The organism is Polyangiaceae bacterium (genome assembly GCA_015075635.1).
Lineage (GTDB): Bacteria > Myxococcota_A > Polyangia > Polyangiales > Polyangiaceae > JADJKB01.
Map to the genome: position 1 here is coordinate 101,529 of JABTUA010000003.1, position 20,260 is coordinate 121,788.

A 20,260-nucleotide genomic window follows, 5' to 3' on the forward strand; every position below is an offset into this window, starting at 1 on the left:
AGGAAACTCGGGAGGGCAGCCCGAAGACGCGCGCTCACGCCACCGGCGGCAGTCGCTGGCTCGAAGTCAGGTAAGCGCGCGGCGGGACGGCCGTGCTCTCGATGGCGCGAAGGACCTCGTGCTGGACTTCCAGCCGGCGCTCCGGACGGATCGGAGCGCCGTCGAACTCGACCACCCAGAGGCGCTCCAGGCGCCGTCCCCTTTGGAGCTTGGACTCGGCGCGCACCAGCTGAATGCGCATCAGGAACAGCTGCGCCGCGATGCGACCGAAGAGCCCGCGCCCCCCGTCGCACTCGACCTCGAGCAAGCTCAGTACCCCGCTCCCCGACTCGACGAAGCGTACCACCGTGTTCTTCATGCAGCGGAGCATCGCCGCGCAGCGTAAGCGGCGGGTGACCGGGCAGTAGATTCGAGGTGACGCTACCCAGTCAGCGGCTGGTCCACGAACCGGTACCCGACGCCACGCACCGTCTCGACGTAGTCACGCGCGTCACCGAGCTTCTCGCGCAGCCGCTTCACGTGAGCGTCCACGGTGCGCGTGCTGATGCGTGCGTCCACGCCCCAGACCGTGTCGAGCAGGCTCTCCCGCGACTGGACGCGGTTCTTGCGGTCGAACAGCGTGAGCAGGAGCTTGAGCTCGAGCGCCGTCAGCTCCACCTCTTCGTCACGGACCCAGACGCGGTGCGCGTCGCGGTCGATCTTCAGGTCGCCGAACTCGATGGCACGGCTCGCGGCCGTCGGAGAGTCGTGGCGCCGGAGCACCGCGCGCACCCGGAGGACGAGCTCCCGCACGCTGAAGGGCTTGACGATGTAGTCGTCGGCGCCGAGCTCGAAGCCCACCACCCGGTCGATCTCGTCGTTCCGGGCGGTCACCATCACCACCGGGACGCGCCGCGTGGCGGCCTCGCTCTTGAGGGACCGGCACACGTCCATGCCCGAGGTGTCCGGGAGCATCAGATCCAGGAGCACCAGGTCGGGGCGCGACTCCCGCGCCATCCGCAGGCCCTCGCCGCCCTGGGTCGCCTTGAGCACCTCGAATCCAGCGGCGCGAAGATTGTATTCCAGCACGTCCTGGATGTCGTGTTCGTCTTCGATCACGAGCACGGTCGTCATTCAGCTCACAGAGCTAGCGAAGCCGTGTGACCACCGGGTGACGACTGGGTGCCAGGTCCGGCACGCCTCGGCGATGGAGCTCTCGCGAGGGCGCCGGATTGACCCAGGTCAACTCGCCGGAAACGCTGGCCGGCCTCGCCGGGTGGGGGTATCCTCGAGGCATCTTCTTCGTGTCGGGGGAACCGGCGCGTCTCTCTTCGTTGGCTTCGCAACGCGCGAGCGATCGGGAGGTGATTGCGATGGCGTATGTGGGATTCGAACGAAGGTCGAATCGGCGCGCCGATGTTCCTGCGACGGCGGTCCTGCTGAGGGGTGGCGCTGCCGGTGGCCGCTTCGACGTGGCAAACCTCTCCGCAGCGGGCGCGCTCCTGATTGGCGCGAGCGAGCTGGGCCGAGGTGACCACGCGCTCTTGCACCTCGAGGCGCCCGGCTGCGAGCCGGTCGTGGTGCACGCGCGCATCGTCAGGGGTGGCGACGGCGACGGCGTCAACGCGCTGGCCGTCGAGTTCCGGCACCGTTCGCCGGACACGGAGGACGCCATCCAGGACGTGGTGCTCTCTGCGCTCGAGGAGGACGCGCGCTCGAGCCGGAGCGTTCTCGCGGAGCAGGCCGAAGCCTGAGTGTGACGTCCGCGTAACCCGCGTGCGGATTCGGCGACGATCCGGTTCACTGGCAATTTCCAGGATTGCCACGGAGCCGTCACGGCCCTGAGGCAGTCTCCCGGTCGTCGCGATGGACCTCACGACCTGGACCACGACTCAGTCAGACCCGGTGCGCCGAAAGCGCCTGGTCTTCGGCTACACCGTCGGCTCCTTCGGGGCGGGGCTGGTGGCCGTGGTAGTCGCGGTGACCGCCGGCAAGGTGGTGATGGCCGACGAGGACGTGCCGGTGGACGTCACACTGGCGACGGCTCCCGAAGAGCAGAAGGCTCCCGAGCCCGAGCCCGAGCCCGAGCCGACGCCGGAGCCCGAGCAGAAGGCGCCTGGGCCGCGCTTGCCGAAGCTCGCTCCGCCCAAGGAAACCCCAAAGGACGAGCCCGCGGAGTCGAGCAGCGCGGACGACGCCTATGGGTACGGGGATCCGTATCAGCACGGCAGCGGCGGAGGCGGCGCTCCGAAGCCGGCCGCCACCGCGGTCGCTCCGCCTCCACCCCCGCCCCCGCCGCCTCCGAAGCCGAAGCCGGCTGGCCCGACGCGCCTCACCGAGAACGACGTCCCGCCGGTGTCGGTGTCGATGGGCGCGCCGCAGTACCCCGCCGCGGCCAAGGCCGCCGGCGTCGAGGGCACCGTGGTCGTCAAATACGTGGTCACCGAGACCGGCGCCGTCACCGGCGTACAGGTCGTGCGTGGCCCGAGCGAGCTCCACGCCGCGTGCATCGCCGCCGTCCAGAGCTGGCGCTTCAAGCCGGCGCTGCGCGACGGTGTGCCCATCGCGGTCTCCCGCGTCGCGCGCTTTCCTTTCCGCATCAAGACCTGACGAAAGTCGAACACCGGAGAACAACCATGTCCTTCAACCTCGCGCACATCTGGGAGTCGATGGGCCTGCTCGGCAAGGTGATCGCCGCCGTGCTGCTCGCGATGGGCATCGCCAGCATCGGTGTGGTCGTCGAGCGCCTGCTGGCGTTCTCGCGCTCCGCCAAAGAGTCGATCCAGTTCGCGCAGAAAGCGACGCCGCTGCTCCGAAGCTGGGAGGTGGAGACGCTGCTCACCACCGCCAAGGCCCACAAGAGCTCGGCGCTCGCCCGCCTGTTCGCGGCCATTGTCGAGCGCTACATCGGCGGCTTCGAGACCGTGGAGGGCAAGATCACGCCGGTGGAGCTGGCGCGCAACGAGGCCGAGCGGCAGAAGGAGCAGCTCGGCGCCGAGCTCCGGCGCGGCATGAGCGTGCTCGCCTCCGTGGGCTCGGTGGCCCCCTTCGTCGGTCTGCTCGGCACCGTGGTGGGCATCATCGCCGCCTTCCAGGGCATCGCCTCCACGGGCTCCGGCGGCCTGGGCGCCGTCTCGGCAGGCATCGCCGAGGCGCTGATCGAGACCGCCTTCGGCCTGATGGTCGCCATCCCCGCGGTGCTCTTCTTCAACTACCTGACCGCTCGGGTGAACAGCATCGAGCTGGCCCTGGCGCGCTCCGCCGGCGAGCTGCTCGACGAGATGGAGGCCCGCTACGTCCCGCCGTCGAGCTCTCGGGACTCGGACGTCGGCGAGCGCCGGGCGGCCTGAGGAGAGTCGGTCATGGGCATGAGCGCGAGCGCAGCGGCACGGCGACCCGAGCCGGAGATCAACGTCACGCCCTTGGTGGACGTGGTGCTGGTGTTGCTCATCATCTTCATGGTGATCGCTCCGGCGCTGAACGAAGGCGAGCACGTGGACCTGCCCGCGATCTTCCAACCCGACGCCAAGCCCAAGGACATGAATCCCATCGACGTGACCATCGCGCTGAACGGCACGGTGGTGATCGACAAAGAGCGCGTCGAGCCGACTACGCTGAAGGCGCGGCTCGTGGAGCTTCACGCCAAGGACCCCGAGCGGGCGCTGTTGCTCAAGACCGACGCGGCCGCACCCTACAAGCGCGTGCGCGAGACCTTCGCCATGCTCCAAGGCATCGGCTTCAAGGGCATCTCGCTGAAGGTGACCGAGAGGAAGAAGCCCGGTCAGGGCCAGTGAGGGCGCCATGGGAATACACGTCAGCGCAGGCAAGGGCAGCCGAAGGCAGCAACCGACACCCAACGTGAACGTCACCCCGCTGGTGGACGTGACGCTGGTGGTGCTGATCATCTTCATGGTCGTCACCCCGCTGATGACCAAGACCTTCTGGCTCAACCTGCCCAAGCAGGAGAAGACGGACCAGCCGCCGCCCCCTCCGAGTGACGACGCGAACAAGCCGCTGGTCGTGACGGTGGACAGAGCAGGTGCCATCCGAGTGAACCAGACCGTGCTCAGCAAGGAAGAGCTGAAGGAGCGGCTGCCGCGCATGCTGGCCGCCAAGAAGCAGAAGGTCGTGTACTTCGACGCCCACGACGAGCTCGGCTACGGCCGCGCCGTGGACGTTTTGGACGTGGCCCGCGCCGGTGGCGCTCGCTCGATCGCGATCTTGACCGAATCCGTAGTCCGCTGAGGAAAGCCTTCCGAGAGCTGCTCGGCGTCCGACTGGGACGTCCGGGCGGACGTGTACCCCCATGAGAGCTCGACGCTTCATCACCACCTGTTTGATCTCTCTCGTCACCTCGTCCGTTTGGGCCCAGGCGCCCGAGGAGGAAGAGGGGGACGAGGTCGCGCCCGCGCCGAGCGAGCCGGAGAAGGTCCCACCGCCGGCGGAGGAGGCCGCGGAGGAGGGCGGGGAGGAAGACCCCGCACGCCCGCCGCCCAGGGGCAAGGGCGTGATCTGGGGCACGCTCACCGACACCAAGCTGAAGGAGCCGCTGCCGGAGGCGACGGTGACGGTGGTCGGCACGAAGCACAAGACCATCACCGATCTGGACGGGCGGTTCCGCCTGGAGCTGCCGCCGGGCACGTACGTCCTCCGTTTCTTCTACGAGCTCCACAAGGCAGAGCGCGTGTCGGGCATCGTCGTCGGTGCCGGCGAGATCGCGAAGGTGGATGCCCAGCTGATCCCCGACGAGAAGGCCGTGGACGTGGTCGAGGTCGAGACCGAGGCCGATCGCGCCAGCATGGAAGGCCTGATCCTCACCCGCCGGCGCTCCGCCGCGAGCGGCGACGCCGTGGGTCGCGTCGAGATCGCCAAGACCCCGGACCGTACCGCGGCCGAGGCCGCGCGACGCGTGGTCGGCGCCAACATCGTGGACGGCCGCTTCGTGTACGTGCGCGGCCTCGGCGAGCGCTACACCAACGCGCTCTTGAACGGCGTGCCGCTGCCGAGCCCCGAGCCCGATCGCCAGGCCGTGCCGCTCGATCTGTTCCCTTCGCTGGTGCTCGAGGACCTCACCATCGTGAAGTCCTTCACACCGGACAGCCCGGCTGACTTCACCGGTGGCTCGGTGCGGATCAACACCCGGGAGATGCCGACGAAGTTCCTGCTCTCGGCCTCGCTGGGCATGGGCTTCAACACCCAGACCACGTTCGCGGAGCGCCTCTCGTACAAGGGCTCGAGCACCGACTGGCTCGGGTTCGACGGTGGGGCGCGCAAGCTGCCGGACAGCATCCCGAGCCACAAGATCGGCCCGAACGTGCCGCGTCCCGACGGCACGGTTCCGAGCCAGGCCGAGCTCACCGGCTGGGGGCGCGATCTGAACGCCTTCATGAGCCCCGAGGGCGCGACCAGCTTGCCGAACTACAGCCTGAGCCTGGTCGGAGGTGACAGCTTCGACCTCGGTGGCAAACGGCGCCTGGGCACGCTGGCGGCGCTGACCTACTCGCGCAAGTTCCTGCGCCGGAGCAGCGAGGAGATCCGGACCTTCGGCATCGACGGCAACGGGCAGCTCCAGCAGAAGAACGACATCGAGGGCGAGACCGGCCTCGACCAGGTGGGCTGGGGCGCGCTCGCCGGCGTCACCTACGAGTTCGACCCCAAGCACCGCGTCGGCGTGATCGGCTTCCACAGCCAGGCCGGCGACAAGGAGGCCCGGGTGTTCGAGGGCTTCCACGAGGAGCGCTCGGCCATCATCCGCGAGACCCGGCTGCGCTACGTCAGCCGCGGGCTCACCTTCGGCCAGCTCCGAGGCGAGCACGAGATCGACGAGCTCGACCAGGCCAAGCTCGACTGGAGCCTGTTCGCCTCCCGCGCCGGGCGCGACGAGCCCGATACGCGGGGCACCATCTACACCTACGACTCGGGGCTCGACGCCTACACGCTGGAGGACGACGCCCTCTCGGGCTCGCACTTCTTCGCCGAGCAGAGCGAGGAGACCTACGGCGGCGCCCTCGACTGGACGCAGCCACTATTGAAGGGAGACGCGCCCGCCAGCCTGAAGCTCGGCACGCTGCTGAGCTTCCGCGATCGCCAGTTCGATGCGCGGCGCTTCCGCTACCGCTCCATCCCGGGCTCCGACCCGAACCTGCTGCTCCTGCCGCCGGATCAGCTCTTCACCGACGGCAACATCGGGACCTCGCTGAACATCCAGGAGGACACCCGCGCCAACGACTCGTACACGGCGGACCTGAACGTGTACGCCGCGTACCTGATGAGCGACACCAGCCTGTCGAAGCGCCTGCGCCTGATCTTGGGCGAGCGCCTGGAGGTCGCCCGCCAGGGCATCGAGTCGGTCGATCCCTTCGCGCCCGCGGTAGGCAAGATCTCCACGCGCCTCGACACCACCGACCTCCTGCCCTCTCTGTCGCTGATCTTCAAGGCCTCAGAGAGAGCCAACCTCCGGGCCTCGGTCACGCGCACCATCGCGCGCCCGCAGCTGCGCGAGCTGGCGCCCTTCTCCTTCACCGACTACTTCGGTGGCAACAACGTCGAGGGCAACCCCAATCTGGATCGCACTCTGATCACCAACGGGGATCTGCGCTTCGAGTGGTTCCCCAGCGCGAGCGAGGTCCTGGCCTTCAGCACGTTCTACAAGCACTTCGACGGTGCCATCGAGCAGGTGCTCCAGGCGCAGGGCTCGAGCGCCGGCATCGCCACCTTCCAGAACGCCGACAGCGCGTCGCTCATCGGGGTCGAGCTCGAGGGGCGCAAGAAGCTCGACTTCCTGAGCCCCGTGCTGAGGGACTTCTCGCTCATAGCGAACCTGACGCTGGCCCGCTCTCGGGTCTCGCTCGACCCGCAGACGGCGACCTTCGTGACCAACCCGGACCGGCCGCTCTCGAACCAGGCGCCCTGGGTCGTGAACGCCATGCTCGACTACGGGAGCCAGGACCTGGGCCTGAAGGCGCGCGTGCTCTACAACATCGCGGGTAGGAGCATCGTGACGGTCGGCACCAACGGTCTGCCCGACGTGTACGAGCAGCCCCGCCACGCCGTGGACGCGGCGGTGGCCAAGGACCTCGGCAAGCATGTGGAGCTGAAGCTCGCCGCCACCAACATCCTGAACTCCGCCTTCGTGCGCACCCAGGGCGAGAGCGACGACGGCGACAACATCACGCGCAAGTACACCGACGGCAGCACCTACACGCTCAGCGGGACGTACACGTACTGAGAGAGCAGCGCCGCCGCGCGCCGATGTACGGCGCGCTCGGTGCGAGCCCCGGCGACGTTCAGGGCCTCGTCGCGCGAACGGGGAGCCCGGCAGCTCGAGAGCGCCCCGGTGACCGCAGGACGTACGCCGGCGCTGCCGGCGTGGAGGCACCACTCGAGCGTGCGCCAGCCGAGCTCGGCGTGGCGCGCTTCGTCGCGGGCGATGCCGCGGAGCACCGCGGCCTCGACGGGATCATCCACGACGGCGCTCTGGAGCTTCGCCAACCTCGCTGCCAGACCTTCCCCGAAACAGCCGTCGGTGAGGGACTCGCGGGCCAGCTTCTCCAGTGACGGGGCCAGGACCTTGGTTGGTCGCGGGAGCGGTCCGGGCCCCAGTCGGCGACCGAGATAGGCCGACGCCAGCGAGAAACAGCTGCGTGCGTGCCGGACCTCGTCCCAGGCAGCGCGCCCTGCGGCAGCCAGCAGCGATGCCGGTGCACCGAGCGCGCCCAGCTCGAGCGCGAGCTGGGCAAACGCCGCGATCGAGGCGTGCTCGTCGAGGGCCGCGCGGAGCCACTCGTGCCCGCGCGCGCGCCGCTCTCGGTCGCTCTTGCCGGCCAAGCGGAGCGCGTAGGGCTCTGCCCAATCGTCGATCTCGACGGGCTTGGCGGTGACGGCGTGACCGTCTACTCGCAGCACGCGGCCTGCCGGCACGGTGAAGCGCCCCAGGTGAAGCGATCCGAGGGACAGCGTAGCGCCGCCGATCAGGCCGCCTCGAATGTCGCCGCTGACCCCCGAGCCGGCGAAGAGCTCGAGGGAGAGCACCGTGGCGTCACCGCCGGACTCCGGCGAGAGGTCCACGAATGGGCCTCCGTTCAGCCCGAACGCGGTCCCGCTCGGACCGCTGAGCATTCCGGTGAAGCGCGGTCCCGCGACCCAGGCCCAGTTGCTCTCGCCGATGGGGCTCACCAGCTCACCTCCGGTCTCGAGGGCGAAGGCGGGCTTGCCGTCGTCGGTGGTCACGCCGCCGCTCAACGCGAGCGGGAACAAGAGCTGCTCGACGCCCCCTTCCACCGTCGCTTTGCCGCCCGCGGCCAGGCGCCCGTCGATGGACCGCACCTCCGGTCCGGCGCGATACCAGCTCGAGCACGCGGTGCCGAAGAGGGCCAGCGGCGCCAACCAAGCGAGCTCGGTCCGCATCGAAAGGAGTCTACCGCTTCGCGCCGCTCGCGTGGCGCGGGGATTTGGCTGTCGCGCCGCGTGGGCGCGCGAATTACTCTCGGGCGCCTTCGCCTCCGTCATGAGCCACGAGCAGCCCAAGAACCCGCTCCACGGCATCACGCTGGAGCGCATCGTCACCGAGCTCGCCGATCACTACGGATGGCCCGAGTTCGGCGAGCGGGTCGACATCCGCTGCTTCCAGGAGAACCCGAGCGTCGCTTCGAGCCTCAAGTTCCTGAGGCGCACGCCCTGGGCCCGCGCGAAGGTCGAGAGCCTCTACTTGTTCATGCTGCGCGAGCGGGAGCGAGCCGGACGGGCCTAAGGAGAGCACACCGCCTGGGTCACGCCGAAGTACGGCTCGACGTCGAAGTTGGTCCACTTCTGCCCGAGCTTCCAGATGCTGTTGTCGTCCTCGTACAGCACGACGTCGTCGTTGTCGCCGCTGGCGTAGGCGCCCCAGTGCCACTGGCAGATGTCATTGTCGGGGCGGCTGAAGGTGGCCTCGAAGACCTTCGTGCCGTCCTGCCAGGTGACCATCACGCCTTCGTGGTAGTTGATGTAGATGGTGGTGCGTACCCACTTGCCCATGGGAAAGCCGGGTGCGTTCGGGGCGAAGGTCACGGTGCCGCCGGTGTTCTTGATGTGTGCCGGCGTCAGCTTGTTCGAGGTGTCCTCGAGCCCGAGGGTGATCACGTTGTCCTTCCAGCCGCAGTCGTTGTTCACGGTCCAGAAGCTGAACCACTTCCCGTTCTGGAACGCGTACGGCGCCTCCAGCCAGCTCCAGTAGGTGTTCACCACGCCGTTCGGTGCGTCGATGCCGCTGCCCTGGTTGGTGTACGCGGGAACCACGCTGTCGCCGGCGAACTGCAGGCCGCCGTAGCCGCGGTGCGATTGGGTGTCCGCGCAGGTGATCTCGGAGCGGTGCGAGTGCGTGGGGCTGTTCGCCTGCGCGGTGGAGAAGCCGTTGTCGTGGCAGAAGCCGTTGTTCCAGTTCTTGTCGTAGGTCTTGCTGGTCCAGCGCGAGTAGTCGCCGGTCTCGAAGTCCTCGAACCACAGACGCTTGGCGTCGAAGCAAGGCGCGCCGCCGCTGCCGGCGCTGCCGCCGGTCCCGCTGCCACCGCCCGCGCCGCCGCTGCCGCTCGCACCGCCAGTGCCTCCTCCCGCTCCGCTGGTGCCGCCGGTGGCACCACCGCCGCTCCCGCCGACGGCGCCGCCGCTGCCGGACGCGCCACCCGTGCCACCGCCCGAGCTCGAGTCGTCGCCGCCGCAGGCGCTGGCGCCGAGCGCCAGTCCGAACACGATCACCAGGCCCCGCGCGTCGAGCATGCCCAAGAGTCGCCCCTGGGCCGGCGTTGTCAAGGCGCGTCTCACCAACGCTTGGACGAGAAGCGGATGTTCGGGTCGGTGTAGCTCGGGTCGGCGATGTCCGGCGCGGAGCCGAGCTTGGTCTTGGCCTCGCCGTACTTGCCGCCGTCCGCCAGATCCGTCGCAACCACGCCCCAGTGCAGCGCGCGGGAAGAACAGGTGAGTACGCAGGCCGGGATGCGCTTCTCCTGGGGCAGAGTGGTCGAGTTGATGCGGTGGAGGCAGCCCGTGCACTTGTCCATGATGCCGAGCTCGGCGTCGAACTGGGGCGCGCCGTACGGGCAGGCTGCCTCGCAGCGCCGGCAGCCGATACAATCGACGCCGTTGACTGGGTCCTCCGACTTGCTCGGCTTGATGTAAACGATGCCCGTGTTCGGATCCTTGGCGTAACGCTTCACCGGGCAGGCGTTGAGGCATCCCGGGGTCGTGCAGTGGTTGCAGGCCATGGACACGAAGCGCCGGGCCGGCTTGCCGCCGACCAGCGAGTCGTGGACCAAGAGCCTCCGCCGCATCAGCCCGGGCGGAAGGTCGTACTCCTGTGCACAGGCAGCCTCGCACGCGCGGCAGCCGATGCAGTTCGCGATGTTCAGGTGAAATCCGTACTGCGGCATGGTCGGTCTCCTTCGCGCGTCATCCGATCTTGTAGACCCGGCACGCGGCTTCCTTGTGTACCGCTTGTCCCGAGTGGACCTCGGCTCGGCCCTTCAAGAGCCAGCCGTCGTGCGAACCCCTGCCGATGGCGTTCTTGCCGAGCGCCCAGTGGCCGAAGCCGCGGACCCAGCCCACGCACTCCGGATGGATCATCGGCGCGACGTGCGCGCGCGCTTCGACCAGGCCGTCCGGCGACTCGACCATCACTCGGTCGTTCTCACCGATCCCCAGCGCGGTGGCCTTGATGGGGTGGATGATCAGGCGGTTCTCACCGCGCAGGGTCAAGAGCCAGCCGTTGTTGAAGGTGCGGGTGTGGGTGTGCTCGACCTCCTTCCACGACAGGAAGTAGAGCGGGTACGCCGAGGTCGGGACGTCGATGGGCGGGACGTAATACGGCAGCGGGTGGTAGTTGGCGTTGCCGGTGACCGTGACGTTGCCGGGCTTTATGGCTCCGGTCCACGCGCTCGCGAGCAGCGGATCCCAGAACTGAGCGAAGCGCGTCTGCGTCGCGAAACCGCCTTGGAACGGCTCGCCCTGCGGCAGGCTGTAGCTACCGCCTCCTTGGTCCACCACCTTGGTCGGATCGACCACGATGCCGACGGCACTCGTGCCCTGGAGCACGGTGTAGCTGACCGACGCGGTGCCGGCGGTGTTCTTCTTCACGCTCATGGTCGAGGTGTCGAACGTCTTGGCCGACTTGTACGAGTCGGTCTTGCTGCCACCGGCGGGGCCCGTCTCCACCCAGACGGCGTTCTTCTTCAGGTCGGCCCAGCTCATCTGGTTGGCCCACGGCTGGCCGCCGTTGCCGGTCGCCATGAAGCTCTCCCACTCGGTCCTCAGCCAGTTCTCGTCGTTGTCGTTCTTACCCGGTTGGTCTCCGAACCCCACCAGTCCCATGGCCTTGCCGAGGTCGATGACGAACTGCGCCTCCGGCCGGCCTCCGACCCAGCTCTTCACCACCGGTTGCCGCAGTCCCACGGCGTAGAAGGTCCCCCAGACGGCGTTGAAGTCGAAGCGCTCCAGGTAGTTCGCACCCGGGATGATGATGTCGGCCATCAGCGCCGTCTCGCTCAGGTGCGTGTCGACGCAGACGATGAAGTCCATCATCTCGAGCGCGTCCATCACCTTCTGCGCGTTCGGGGTGCTCATGACCAGGTTCTGGAACACGATCACCGCCGCCTTGATCGGGTATGGATTTCCCAGGAAGTCCTTCTGCTCGAGCATCCGGTTGATCGTCTCGACGTAGATCCCGGAGCCGTGGCTGTAGAGGTACTTCTTCGTGTACTTGACGCCCGAGATGGTCACGTCGTCGCGGCCGTCCACGCGCCACTTGTCCTTGGGCGGAAAGGTCGGCTTCAGGTTGCTCGGGCTGGCGCGGCGCGGGAAGCGCAGAGTGCCGTTGGCGTCCACGGCGCCGAACAGGAGTGGCAGGCAGGCGATGGCCCGACCGCCCTGAGTCGCGTTGGTGTGGTGGCCCGGGCCGCTCCAGCTGTCGATGAGGATCTTGCGTCCCGCGGTGTAGGCGTTCTCGAGGGTGGTCGCGATTTGGTCGATCTCCGCCGTGGCGATGCCGGTGATGCCGGCGGCCCAGGCCGAGTCCTTGACCACGCTGTCGTACGTCCCGTCGCCGTCCAGGTACTTGACGAACTCCTCGAATCCGTAGGTGTACTTCGCGACCCAGGCGTCGTCGTACTTGCCGCTCTTGATCACATGGCGGGCGATGGCGAGCGCCAAGGCGCCGTCGGTTCCGGGCAGCGGCGAGACCCACTGCGTCGCCTTGGAGGCCGTGGTGTTGAACACGGGGTCGACGTAGATGAACTGCTTGTCGCCGCCGTCCGAGGCCTTCTTGGACATGCCCCGCGAGAAGATGGCGGCTAGGTGGATCCACTTGATCGCGGACAGGAAGTTCCAGCCGAAGATCAGCATCGTGTCGGCGCCCTCCATGTCGGAAAGCGGGCGATCGTTGCCGAGCACGCTCTTGAACGCGCTCTTGCGCGACGTGTCGCACAGGTTCGCGTGATTCGAGTAGTTCGGCGAGCCGAAGGCGTCGCAGAAGTTCGACTGGGTGTGGGTGAACGAGTGGTCCTCGCTGAACCAGACCAGCGACGAAGCGCCATACTTGGCCTTGATGGTCTTGAGCCGCATCGCGCACTCCGAGATGGCCTCGGTCCAGGTGATGGGCTCGTACTGACCGGAGCCCCGGGGGCCCACGCGCCGGAGCGGTGTCTTGATCCGGTCCGGGTCGTACAGGGAGCGCAGACCCGAGTTGCCCTTGCAGCACAGCCTCCCCAGATCGCCGCCGGTCTGGGCTTGCGTGAAGAAGTCGTTCGGGGCCGCGCCGTTCACGTTGGCGACGTTGTTCGGATTGGTCTTCAGCGGCTCGATCTTCTTCGCCACGCCGTTCTCGACGAAGACCTCGATCCCGCACTGCCCGCCGCACATGTTGCAGCCGCTGGGGATCCAGGCGCCGGATGCCGAGTAGTCCTTGTACTCGGCGGCCTCGGCGGCGTTCACGCCGAGGCTTCCGTTCTTGTTCACCAGCTGCGCCGATACGGCGGCAGCTGAGCCCACGGCGCAACCTCGGAAGAAGTTGCGCCGGTTCATCCTGAACTTGGCGGCGCGCTCGATCGCCTTGGTGAAGTTCTGAGCCTCTTGTGCCCGGAGCGTCGGAAGCTTCTTGCCTGACATGACTCTAGTCCTCCAGATTCAGGGGAAAGTCGCCGGGTAGTTGCCGTGGCAGACGGAGCATTTGGCGACGTCCACCTGCTTGCGGAGGCTCCATCCGGAGCTGTTGCCCCAGCCGCCGGGGTTGACCTCCACTGCGCTGTGACAGCCCGAGAGGCAGTCGAGCTCGGAGTGCTTCTTGAGACCGTGGAAAGGCAGGAGCGGCGGGCTCGCGGTGCCGGTGGTCTTGAAGCCCTGCATGTCCGTGTGGCAGACCTTGCAGTTCGCCGTCTTGTAGATGGCCGTGGCCTGCTTGTGGATCGCGTGGAGGTTCACCTCGCCCGGGTCCCAGCGCAGCACGCGCACCTTCACGCTCGTCGTTTCGCCCTGCTTGACCACCACGGTCTCCTGCGGCGAGTCCACCAGCTGCGTGTCGAGCGCGACCGTGTCGGTGGTGATGCTCACCGCGGCCGAGGTCGCGGAGACCTCGTACACGCCAGCCGGCACCGCCAGCGTGACCTCGCCGTATTTGTCGGTCGTGCCAGTGGCGGCGTTCGGCTCCAGGCTGACGTCCGCCTTCTCCAGCGGCGCCCGGGTCTCGCGGTCGATGACTCGGATCAGGAGCGCGGTCGTCCCCGCGTCGGGCTCCACTCCGCCGTCACCCCCGACGCCGCCGTCGCCGGGCGGCCCACCTTCGCCCGGCGGCCCCGCTTCGCCCGGCGGCCCCGCCTCGCCCGGCGGACCCGCTTCGCCAGCCGGACCTGGCGCGCCCGAGTCGCCGTTGGTCCCCTTGGCTCCCTTCGCGCCAGGGTCGCCGTCACATGCGAAAGCCGCCAGGCTCGAGACCAGCGTGGCCAGGCAGAGTAGCTCGACGTGTCGCCTCGTCATGGTGTTTCTCCGTTCACCGACGCGCCCGCGAGTGCAGGCGGCGTGCCACGCAGATCACAGCGACAAAGCGCGTCTCCGCGCGCAAGGCACGTTACGGACGTCGGACGCGCGCGCGCCCGGCGTTACCCACGGGTAACGGAAACTTCAGCGCGCTCAGCGTGGCTCGCGCCGCTTGAGCTTCTCCCACAGCGTCTTCCGGCTGATCCCAAGCAACTCTGCCGCCTCCGCCTTCCGACCGTTGGTCTGGGCGAGCGCCTCGTCGATCCGCCGGTCTTCTTCGGCCTGGATTGAGTCGGACAGGGTGCTCCGCGGGGTCGGGCTCGAGCTCGCCTCAAGGCCGAGGTGCGCGGGCTCGATCGACTCTGCGGGGCTCATGGCGACGGCGCGCGCAACGACGTTCGCCAGCTCGCGGACGTTGCCTGGCCAGTCATGCGCGCCGAGCGCGTTGCGTGCGGCGCCGCTCAGCGTCTTCGCTGGCTTGCCTGCGTCGCGGGTTTCGCACCACAGGAAGTGCTCCGCCAAGAGCTGCACGTCCTCGCCGCGCTCGCGGAGCGGCGGCAGCCGGATGGGCAGCACCGCCAGGCGATAGTAGAGATCCTCCCGGAACCGACCCGCGGCTACCCTGCCCAGGAGATCGACCTTGCTCGCGGCGACGACCCGCACGTCCACTCGGGTCGGGGTCGCGGAGCCCAGGCGTTGCACCTCCTTCTCCTGGATCGAGCGCAGCAGCTTGGCCTGGAGCGACATCGGGATCTCGTCGACCTCGTCCAGGAACAACGTGCCACGGTCGGCCAGCTCGAAGTGCCCCTTGCGCTGCCGGTCCGCCCCCGTGAAGGCTCCGCGCTCGTGGCCGTAGAGCTCCGACTCGAACAGAGGTTCCGGGATGGACGCGCAGTTCAGCTTCACCAGCGGTCCCTTCGACCGAACGCTGCAGGTGTGGATGGCGTTTGCCACCAGCTCCTTGCCGGTGCCCGTCTCGCCGGTGATCAGGATGGTGGCTCCCCCGTCCGCGACCGCGCGGATCACCCGGTAGAGCTCCTGCATGGGCGGGGACCCGCCGACCATCCCGCAACACACCGGCTCCGGCGCGGCGAGCGTCAGGCTGGAGCTCTTCGCCAGGCGTACCTTCAGGTACCGCTGGATCGTCTCCAGCAAGGTGGCCGTCTCGAAGGGCTTGGTCAGGAAGTCGCGCGCGCCCAGCTTCATCGCCTCGACCGCTGCCGGTATGTCTCCGTGCGCGGTGATCATCACCACGTCCGTGCTGGCGCCGCGGCGCCCCAGCTCGCGCAAGAGGTCGAGGCCGCTCATGTCCGGCAGCCTCAGGTCGAGCACCGCGACGTCGAAGTGGCGGCTGCCGATCAGCCTCATGCCCTCGGCGCCGTTCGCCGCTGCCGCGACCGCGAGCCCGGACTCGTCCAGCGAGTCCGAGAGCGCGATGCGAATCAGGGGCTCGTCGTCCACGAGCAGCACGGAAGGTCGGTTCATGACGCGGGTGCCCTCGGCTCTCTGGCATCCAGGAAGTCGGGCCCGGCCAGGGGCAAGATCACCTCGAACGCGGTCCCCGCGCCCGGCTCGGACTCTACCTCGATGGTTCCACCATGGCGCTCGATGATCCCCAGACTGACCGAGAGGCCCAGGCCGGAGCCACCACCGCCAGACTTGGTCGTGTAGAAAGGATCGAAGATCCTGCCGATGGACTCCGGTGCGATGCCGCAGCCGTCGTCCTCGATGCGCACGATCACGAAGTCTTTGCGGCGACGCACGCTGACGTCGAGGTCTCCGCCGCTCGGCATCGCGTCGATGGCGTTCAGCACCAGGTTGAGGATCACCTGCTCGATGGCATGGACGTCGGCGCGAACCAACGGGAGTTTCGGCTGGCTGTCGAACGAGAGCCGCACGCGCGCCTGTTCGAAGGACGGCGCCAGGAGCTCGAGCACCTTCGGGACCAAGAGGCCCAGCTCGACCTCCGTGGGCGAGAGCTCGTGCTGCTTCGAGTACTCGAGGAGCTGGCGAACCACGCGTTGGGCGCGACCGACTCCGTCCACGACCAAGTCGTAGTAGGCCTTTCGCTTGGTCTCGTCGCGGTCGTTCTTCTGCAAGGCCTCCACGCAGTGGAGCACACCGGAGAGGGGGTTGTTGATCTCGTGGGCGACGCCGGCAGCGAGCCGCCCCACGGCCCAGAGCTTCTCGGAGTGAGCCAGCCTCTGAAAGGTCCTTTCGCGCTCCGCGTGCGCCGAATCGAGGCGCTCGGCCATGCGATCGAAGGCGGTCGCGAGCCGTCCGATCTCGTCTTCGCCCGGGTCGCGCACGCGGGCGGTCAGCCTGCCCTCGCCGATCTCTTCGGCGGCGTCGGCCACTCGCCGGATCCGCCGCAAGATCCGAGACGAGAGCGCGAAGGTGAGGATGAGGCCCGTGACCACGACGCTCACACCGACCAGCGAGAGCCTCGACAGCACCTCACGAGACGTCACCGTGGCGGACTCGGTCGAGACCCCGACGTGCACGTGCCCAGCCACGCCGCCCAGGACGGGCGCGACCAGATCGTGGACGTCGCGATCGCCCAAACGCACGAGCAACGCGGCCCGACCGTCGCGTGGGCTCTTGTGCGCGGCGAGCAGGTCCAGGGGAAATCCGCCGGGGAAGGTGTGAGCGAGCACCGCGTCGTCGCTCCCGACGACGAAGGCGTAGGCGATGTCGCGCTGCGAGCCCACGACGTCCGCCATGCGCCGCTCGGCGGCGTACCGTTCACCCGTCAGTAGCTCGTCGACCGTGACCGCGGCGAGCTGACTCGCCAGGGCCACTCCGCGCGCGTCGACGTGCTCGGCGATCGCCGTCCTCACGGCGCGGTACACGATGGCGACCGTGACCGGCGCGTAGACCGCAAGAGGCACCAGCAACGTCAGGAGCAGGCGCAGGCGCAGGGGGACGGCTCTCATGGCGTCCCGAAACCCCCGGCCACCACCACCGCGCGGTGCATCGCGGCGACACCCTCGTAGGCCTTGGGGTCTCCGGATGCGAAACGCTCGAAGCCCAACGCGTCGAGGACGGCCGTCCCGGCGGGGTGCAGGTGGGCCTCGAGGAGCGCCGTACGAAGCAGCGCGCGCAGAGCGGGCGTGAGCTTGGGCCCCGCGACGAACGGGGGAATGCCGAACTCGGGCGAGCGATGCAGCACTCTCAGCGACTCGACGCGGCCGGGCTCGGACTTGGCGAGTTGCTCGAAGATCAGGCTGTCCACGCCCGCGGCCCGTACGCGCCCGCTGGTCACCAGGTCCACCGAGCCAGTGTGCGAGTGCGAATAGACCGTCTCCGAAAACGGCGCGCGCTCACCCCCGGCGGCTTTGCGAGCGAACCATTCCGGGTAGATCCGCCCGCTCAGCGACAGGGGATCCACGTAGGCGAAGCGGTCGCCGGCCAGGTCCGTCACGTCGCGCGCGGGGTCGCTCTTACGCGCGACGATCAGTGACGCATAGGTCGACTTCCCCCCGACCACCGGGACCGCCAGAAGCTCCGCGCGACCCTTGAGCGCGACGTACGCGCCGGTGCAGACGAAGCCGAAGTCGGCCTCCCAGTTGTCGAGCAGGGCGTTGGTCTCGGAGTAGCCGCGCCGCTGCACGACCTCGACTCGGTGCCCTGTGCGCGACTCGAGGTAGTCCCCCAGCTGACGGTAGGCCCTGGCCGTCTCGCGCGGCGACAGCATGGTGCCGACGGCGAACCTCAGGGTCGGGCCCGGCACGCTGGGCTCCGGCTCGCCACGCCGGCTCAGATCGACGCGAACGTCGGGTTCTTCCCGCCCGCAACCGAGCACGCCGAGCAGCGCGCACCCGCCGGCGAGCAGACGGCGGCGTGACCAGGTCGTCCCCCCGGAGCGCGGGCGTCGGGTCAACATGTCGTCCGGCGCGAAGTGTACTCACTCGGCTGGCGCGAAGCCTGGAGTGGTGAGGCGTCTCTCGTGCAGAATTTTCACCTTTCCGAGCGCGAGCCCGTGCTAATTCAGGCGACGCCGATGGCCAAGAAGACCAGCGCGAAGCCGCAACCGCCCAAGCCCTATCGAGACTTCGTGCGCAAGTACCCGATGCTGGGGGAGGCCTGGGAGCTGACCGCCAAGGCCTCGGCCGCGGGCCCGCTCGACGCGCGCGAGGCGCGGCTGGTCAAGCTGGGCATCGCCATCGGCGCGCAGCGCGAGGGTGCGGTCCGCGCGAGCGTGCGTAAGGCGCTCGAGCTCGGGGTCACGCGGGCGGAGCTCGATCAAGTCGTGGCGCTCGCCGCGGGCACCGCCGGATTCCCTGCCACCGTCGCCGTCTTTGCCTGGGTCGCCGACGAGCTCGGGCGCAAGCGCCGCGGTTGAGTCAGCTGGCCACCGCCGGTTGGGACTCCTTCCCGGCGCGTTCGAGCACCCCGGCGACCGCGTCCTTCAAACGCCTCTCGATGCCCTCGTTGTCCGTGCCGCGGATGTCCACCGACACGAGGTGGCGCTCGTCGAACCCCGCGTTGCGCATGACGCGCTTGAACAGCTTGGCCTGCGTCTCCGGCGCGCAGGCGCCGACCAGCACGTAGGTGTCGGGGCCAGCCGCCTTGAAGACGTCCTCGAGAACCGCGTTCCCTCCTTGGCCACAGAGCTGCGGGTGCAGCAGGCTGTATTTCACGTCCAAATCGGACTCGACGGCGAAGGGCAGCGTATTCATGTTCGCGGCCTTGAACGAATCGCAGAGGCCCTTGCAGTTGCAGAGCAGAACCTTGATTTCCATGGGGCGCTCCTCGGTGCCGAATTTGGGAACGAGCGGAGGCGCTGACCAGCCCAGCGCATAGTTTTCGCGTGCTCGCGCCCTAGCGGCGTGTCGGCCTGCGGCTTGCACCAGCGGGGGACATGATGATGGCCCCGCTGCTCCGCCGAGCGCTCGAAGCCCTGGTGATCGCGCTGCTTCTATCAGTCGTGAGCCCGGCTCGGGCGGCGGGCGCGGCGGACGCCGCTGACGACGGCGATTGTTTCGACGCCAGAGGCTGTCCCATCGACCTGAGCGATCTGGACGACGCCGACGACGCGGGCGACGCGGGCGCTTCCGACGCCGGCAGCGACGCGCTCACGGCCCGGGATGAGCGCGATGCTGCTGCCCCTCCAGCCACCCACCTCGTCTTCTTCTGGGGAGTTGGCTGCACCCACTGCGAGGATGCCAAGCCATTCGTCGCCGCGCTCGGGAAGGAGCGCCCGGACCTGACGATAGAGCTCGTGGAGGTGAGGCAAGACGCGAAGGGCCGAGAGCGATTCCTCGAGACCATGAGGTCGCTCGGCGCCACCGCGGTGGGCGTCCCCACCTTCGTCGTGGGGCGCCGCTACGTGGTCGGTTTTGCGCAGGGACAGAGCGAGGCCGAAATCCGTGCGCTCTTGGGGCAAGGCCCGCTGACCGAGGCGCGGACCGTGGACCTACCGCTGGTCGGACGGGTGGACCCAGCGGCGATTCCGCTGCCGGTGTTCACGCTGATGATCGGCCTGTTGGACGGCATCAACCCGTGCGCGATGTGGGTGCTCCTGGTCCTCTTGAGCATCTTGATCCACGTGAAGTCGCGCGCCCGCTTGTTCCTCTTCGGCGCGACGTTCGTCGTCGCCTCCGGCGTCGTCTACTTCGCCTTCATGACGGCCTGGACGCAGGTGTTCGCGCTGGTCGGGCTGTCGCGCCACCTCACCGTCGCGCTAGGGGTCGTCGTGCTGCTGATGGGACTCGTCAATCTCAAGGAGCTCATCTGGTTCGAGAAGGGCGTGTCGCTCATGATCCCCGACAAGGCGAAGCCCGGGCTGTACCGGCGGATGCGGGGCATCTCCAGGAGCGCGAGCCTGCCGGCCGCCTTCGCGGGCATCGCCGTGCTCGCGTTCGTGGTGAACCTGATCGAGCTCGGGTGCACGCTGGGGTTGCCCGCCATCTACACGCGCATCCTCACGCTGCGCACCGACCTGTCCACGGCGACGCGCTACGGCTACCTGGTGCTCTACAATCTCGCCTACGTCGTTCCGCTCGCACTCATCGTCGTCGTGTACGCCGCGACCCTCCATCGCATCACGCTGGGCGAGCGGGGAGCCAAGGTGCTGAAGGGCGTGAGCGGCGTGCTGCTGGTCGCGTTCGGCGCGCTCTTCCTCGTCGCTCCCGACGTCTTGCGGTGAAGGCGGCGCGGAATGGCGTCTGCGACCGCGCGCAGGGCCTGCCAGGTTGTTCTTTGCTCGTGGCTGAAGCTGCGAGCTTGACGTCTGGCTACGCTAATCGTATATCGACGATTGCCGAATCCGGCGTAAAGTCGG

20 protein-coding genes are annotated in these 20,260 nt (G+C 68.5%); 9 read left to right on the forward strand and 11 right to left on the reverse strand.

Annotated features, from left to right (window positions below):
- Positions 1-34: 34 nt before the first annotated feature.
- Both HS104_31015 and HS104_31020 read right to left on the reverse strand, forming a co-directional pair.
- Positions 35-358, reverse strand: coding sequence for a hypothetical protein (locus tag HS104_31015; GenBank protein ID MBE7484388.1), 324 nt, complete (start codon positions 356-358; stop codon positions 35-37).
- A gap of 62 nt (positions 359-420) precedes the next feature.
- Positions 421-1,113, reverse strand: coding sequence for a response regulator (locus tag HS104_31020; protein ID MBE7484389.1), 693 nt, complete (start codon positions 1,111-1,113; stop codon positions 421-423).
- A gap of 239 nt (positions 1,114-1,352) precedes the next feature.
- Between HS104_31020 and HS104_31025 the strand changes: the two genes are divergently transcribed.
- From HS104_31025 to HS104_31050, 6 genes are all read left to right on the forward strand, one after another.
- Complete coding sequence (locus HS104_31025; GenBank protein MBE7484390.1) at positions 1,353-1,733, forward strand: PilZ domain-containing protein; 381 nt, start codon at positions 1,353-1,355, stop codon at positions 1,731-1,733.
- Positions 1,734-1,845: 112 nt separating this feature from the next.
- Positions 1,846-2,589 (forward strand): energy transducer TonB, encoded by a 744-nt coding sequence (locus HS104_31030; GenBank protein MBE7484391.1) that lies wholly within the window; start codon positions 1,846-1,848, stop codon positions 2,587-2,589.
- Positions 2,590-2,615: 26 nt separating this feature from the next.
- Complete coding sequence (locus HS104_31035; GenBank protein ID MBE7484392.1) at positions 2,616-3,329, forward strand: MotA/TolQ/ExbB proton channel family protein; 714 nt, start codon at positions 2,616-2,618, stop codon at positions 3,327-3,329.
- 18 nt (positions 3,330-3,347) lie between these two features.
- Entirely contained in the window at positions 3,348-3,773 is a 426-nt protein-coding gene (locus HS104_31040; GenBank protein MBE7484393.1) for a biopolymer transporter ExbD, read from the forward strand.
- A 7-nt stretch (positions 3,774-3,780) separates the two neighbouring features.
- Positions 3,781-4,224, forward strand: a complete 444-nt coding sequence (locus HS104_31045; GenBank protein MBE7484394.1) for a biopolymer transporter ExbD — start codon at positions 3,781-3,783, stop codon at positions 4,222-4,224.
- A 61-nt stretch (positions 4,225-4,285) separates the two neighbouring features.
- Entirely contained in the window at positions 4,286-7,207 is a 2,922-nt protein-coding gene (locus HS104_31050) for a TonB-dependent receptor (GenBank protein MBE7484395.1), read from the forward strand.
- On the opposite strand, the gene HS104_31055 is transcribed toward HS104_31050, so the two are convergent.
- Positions 7,177-8,385 carry a ferritin-like domain-containing protein gene (locus HS104_31055; GenBank protein ID MBE7484396.1) on the reverse strand — a complete coding sequence of 403 codons (1,209 nt, stop codon included), beginning with the start codon at positions 8,383-8,385 and terminating at the stop codon, positions 7,177-7,179. The two genes, HS104_31050 and HS104_31055, sit on opposite strands and share 31 nt — an antisense overlap.
- Before the next feature lie 100 nt (positions 8,386-8,485).
- On the opposite strand from HS104_31055, the gene HS104_31060 reads away from it, so the two are divergent.
- Positions 8,486-8,728, forward strand: coding sequence for a DUF2132 domain-containing protein (locus HS104_31060; GenBank protein ID MBE7484397.1), 243 nt, complete (start codon positions 8,486-8,488; stop codon positions 8,726-8,728).
- Here HS104_31060 and HS104_31065 read toward each other — a convergent pair.
- The 7 genes from HS104_31065 to HS104_31095 all read right to left on the reverse strand — a co-directional run bounded on the left by HS104_31065 (position 8,725) and on the right by HS104_31095 (position 17,860).
- The gene (locus HS104_31065; GenBank protein MBE7484398.1) at positions 8,725-9,732 is read right to left on the reverse strand and encodes a hypothetical protein; all 1,008 of its coding nucleotides are present in this window, start codon (positions 9,730-9,732) and stop codon (positions 8,725-8,727) included. The two genes, HS104_31060 and HS104_31065, sit on opposite strands and share 4 nt — an antisense overlap.
- A 41-nt stretch (positions 9,733-9,773) precedes the next feature.
- Complete coding sequence (locus HS104_31070) at positions 9,774-10,382, reverse strand: 4Fe-4S dicluster domain-containing protein (GenBank protein ID MBE7484399.1); 609 nt, start codon at positions 10,380-10,382, stop codon at positions 9,774-9,776.
- Positions 10,383-10,401: 19 nt separating this feature from the next.
- Positions 10,402-13,110 (reverse strand): molybdopterin-dependent oxidoreductase, encoded by a 2,709-nt coding sequence (locus HS104_31075; GenBank protein MBE7484400.1) that lies wholly within the window; start codon positions 13,108-13,110, stop codon positions 10,402-10,404.
- 18 nt (positions 13,111-13,128) lie between these two features.
- Complete coding sequence (locus HS104_31080; GenBank protein MBE7484401.1) at positions 13,129-13,974, reverse strand: hypothetical protein; 846 nt, start codon at positions 13,972-13,974, stop codon at positions 13,129-13,131.
- 153 nt (positions 13,975-14,127) lie between these two features.
- Positions 14,128-15,459 carry a sigma-54-dependent Fis family transcriptional regulator gene (locus tag HS104_31085; GenBank protein MBE7484402.1) on the reverse strand — a complete coding sequence of 444 codons (1,332 nt, stop codon included), beginning with the start codon at positions 15,457-15,459 and terminating at the stop codon, positions 14,128-14,130.
- Positions 15,456-16,910 (reverse strand): HAMP domain-containing protein, encoded by a 1,455-nt coding sequence (locus HS104_31090; protein ID MBE7484403.1) that lies wholly within the window; start codon positions 16,908-16,910, stop codon positions 15,456-15,458. Before HS104_31090 ends, HS104_31085 begins: the two co-directional genes overlap by 4 nt.
- The gene (locus HS104_31095) at positions 16,907-17,860 is read right to left on the reverse strand and encodes a PhnD/SsuA/transferrin family substrate-binding protein (protein MBE7484404.1); all 954 of its coding nucleotides are present in this window, start codon (positions 17,858-17,860) and stop codon (positions 16,907-16,909) included. Before HS104_31095 ends, HS104_31090 begins: the two co-directional genes overlap by 4 nt.
- Before the next feature lie 117 nt (positions 17,861-17,977).
- Here HS104_31095 and HS104_31100 point away from each other — a divergent pair, with 117 nt between their 5' ends.
- Complete coding sequence (locus HS104_31100; protein ID MBE7484405.1) at positions 17,978-18,319, forward strand: carboxymuconolactone decarboxylase family protein; 342 nt, start codon at positions 17,978-17,980, stop codon at positions 18,317-18,319.
- A 1-nt stretch (position 18,320) separates the two neighbouring features.
- On the opposite strand, the gene HS104_31105 is transcribed toward HS104_31100, so the two are convergent.
- Positions 18,321-18,719: a hypothetical protein gene (locus HS104_31105; GenBank protein ID MBE7484406.1), complete on the reverse strand. Its 399-nt coding sequence runs from the start codon at positions 18,717-18,719 to the stop codon at positions 18,321-18,323.
- A gap of 125 nt (positions 18,720-18,844) precedes the next feature.
- On the opposite strand from HS104_31105, the gene HS104_31110 reads away from it, so the two are divergent.
- Positions 18,845-20,125, forward strand: a complete 1,281-nt coding sequence (locus HS104_31110) for an NrdH-redoxin (GenBank protein ID MBE7484407.1) — start codon at positions 18,845-18,847, stop codon at positions 20,123-20,125.
- Positions 20,126-20,260 lie beyond the last annotated feature (135 nt).

What these genes read in the sequence shown, in the direction of transcription:
- HS104_31015 (MBE7484388.1), bottom strand. Translation starts at nt 358, where the DNA reads ATGAAGAACACGGTGGTACGCTTCGTCGAGTCGGGGAGCGGGGTACTG.
- HS104_31020 (MBE7484389.1), bottom strand. Translation starts at nt 1,113, where the DNA reads ATGACGACCGTGCTCGTGATCGAAGACGAACACGACATCCAGGACGTG.
- HS104_31025 (MBE7484390.1), top strand. Translation starts at nt 1,353, where the DNA reads ATGGCGTATGTGGGATTCGAACGAAGGTCGAATCGGCGCGCCGATGTT.
- HS104_31030 (MBE7484391.1), top strand. Translation starts at nt 1,846, where the DNA reads ATGGACCTCACGACCTGGACCACGACTCAGTCAGACCCGGTGCGCCGA.
- HS104_31035 (MBE7484392.1), top strand. Translation starts at nt 2,616, where the DNA reads ATGTCCTTCAACCTCGCGCACATCTGGGAGTCGATGGGCCTGCTCGGC.
- HS104_31040 (MBE7484393.1), top strand. Translation starts at nt 3,348, where the DNA reads ATGAGCGCGAGCGCAGCGGCACGGCGACCCGAGCCGGAGATCAACGTC.
- HS104_31045 (MBE7484394.1), top strand. Translation starts at nt 3,781, where the DNA reads ATGGGAATACACGTCAGCGCAGGCAAGGGCAGCCGAAGGCAGCAACCG.
- HS104_31050 (MBE7484395.1), top strand. Translation starts at nt 4,286, where the DNA reads ATGAGAGCTCGACGCTTCATCACCACCTGTTTGATCTCTCTCGTCACC.
- HS104_31055 (MBE7484396.1), bottom strand. Translation starts at nt 8,385, where the DNA reads ATGCGGACCGAGCTCGCTTGGTTGGCGCCGCTGGCCCTCTTCGGCACC.
- HS104_31060 (MBE7484397.1), top strand. Translation starts at nt 8,486, where the DNA reads ATGAGCCACGAGCAGCCCAAGAACCCGCTCCACGGCATCACGCTGGAG.
- HS104_31065 (MBE7484398.1), bottom strand. Translation starts at nt 9,732, where the DNA reads ATGCTCGACGCGCGGGGCCTGGTGATCGTGTTCGGACTGGCGCTCGGC.
- HS104_31070 (MBE7484399.1), bottom strand. Translation starts at nt 10,382, where the DNA reads ATGCCGCAGTACGGATTTCACCTGAACATCGCGAACTGCATCGGCTGC.
- HS104_31075 (MBE7484400.1), bottom strand. Translation starts at nt 13,110, where the DNA reads ATGTCAGGCAAGAAGCTTCCGACGCTCCGGGCACAAGAGGCTCAGAAC.
- HS104_31080 (MBE7484401.1), bottom strand. Translation starts at nt 13,974, where the DNA reads ATGACGAGGCGACACGTCGAGCTACTCTGCCTGGCCACGCTGGTCTCG.
- HS104_31085 (MBE7484402.1), bottom strand. Translation starts at nt 15,459, where the DNA reads ATGAACCGACCTTCCGTGCTGCTCGTGGACGACGAGCCCCTGATTCGC.
- HS104_31090 (MBE7484403.1), bottom strand. Translation starts at nt 16,910, where the DNA reads ATGAGAGCCGTCCCCCTGCGCCTGCGCCTGCTCCTGACGTTGCTGGTG.
- HS104_31095 (MBE7484404.1), bottom strand. Translation starts at nt 17,860, where the DNA reads ATGTTGACCCGACGCCCGCGCTCCGGGGGGACGACCTGGTCACGCCGC.
- HS104_31100 (MBE7484405.1), top strand. Translation starts at nt 17,978, where the DNA reads ATGGCCAAGAAGACCAGCGCGAAGCCGCAACCGCCCAAGCCCTATCGA.
- HS104_31105 (MBE7484406.1), bottom strand. Translation starts at nt 18,719, where the DNA reads ATGGAAATCAAGGTTCTGCTCTGCAACTGCAAGGGCCTCTGCGATTCG.
- HS104_31110 (MBE7484407.1), top strand. Translation starts at nt 18,845, where the DNA reads ATGGCCCCGCTGCTCCGCCGAGCGCTCGAAGCCCTGGTGATCGCGCTG.